Raw genomic sequence first — 769 nt, forward strand, 5'->3', positions numbered from 1 at the left:
TACAGCCTCGTTGATGGTGCAGTCAGCGATCGCCGCTGAGGACTGGAAGCTGGCCGTCATGGTGGCATTTTCTGCGCTCGAAATGATCGACAAGATCGCCACCCACCAGGAACTAATCGGTACAGCCCACCAAGGTCTGCGCCGATGGAGGAGCGCGGCATTGGACGATCCCGACTGGCCGACTCCACCGCAATCGCCACCGCTCGACCCCGACCTGCGTAGGCAGGTGATCGGCAATATCGCCGACTGCTTGCCGAATCTGCCTGCTGGCCCACATGATCAGCGACAACCAGATCTCTACGGGCAGGCTTACGTGTTTGTCTTCAATGCAACGTTCGACGCCATCCTCGACGGCGACCACGACCGGGCCACGAACTGGTTCACAACTCTGTTCAATCAGAATCAATCCGCAGCCCAACGGATGATCGCAGATGTCGCCGGACAGCTGCCCCTCCTCCGCTTCATCTACACGGTGGAACCACTTGTCGCGCTGATGGAGCTCAGCGGCTATGCCATCCTGCTCCAGGAACTCAATGGCGAAGGCATCTGGGACGCTGTCCGACCGATGTGGGATTTTCGGCGTGACCAGCTCGGCGAGGACTTCCTGCCAAGCCTTCTCGACATCGTGGCACATGTCGACTCTGCGTTCTCCCTCAACGACCTCTACGTCCTGCGGGCTTCACGCGAACAGAAGCTGGTCACGCCGAAAATCCCACATCGGTCGGACAGCGTCCCAGATGCCTTCGCCATTGAGTTCCTGGAGCAGGAT

1 protein-coding gene is annotated in these 769 nt (G+C 59.6%); it reads left to right on the forward strand.

Going from position 1 to position 769, the window contains the following annotated elements; translation table 11 throughout:
* Window positions 1–13: 13 nt before the first annotated feature.
* Window positions 14–769, forward strand: a 756-nt coding sequence (locus A9W96_RS19050) for a hypothetical protein (protein ID WP_156765318.1), incomplete at its 3' end; no start/stop codon positions are given.

Origin of the sequence: Mycobacterium sp. 1245852.3 (assembly GCF_001669335.1) — a bacterium.
Lineage (GTDB): Bacteria > Actinomycetota > Actinomycetes > Mycobacteriales > Mycobacteriaceae > Mycobacterium > Mycobacterium europaeum_A.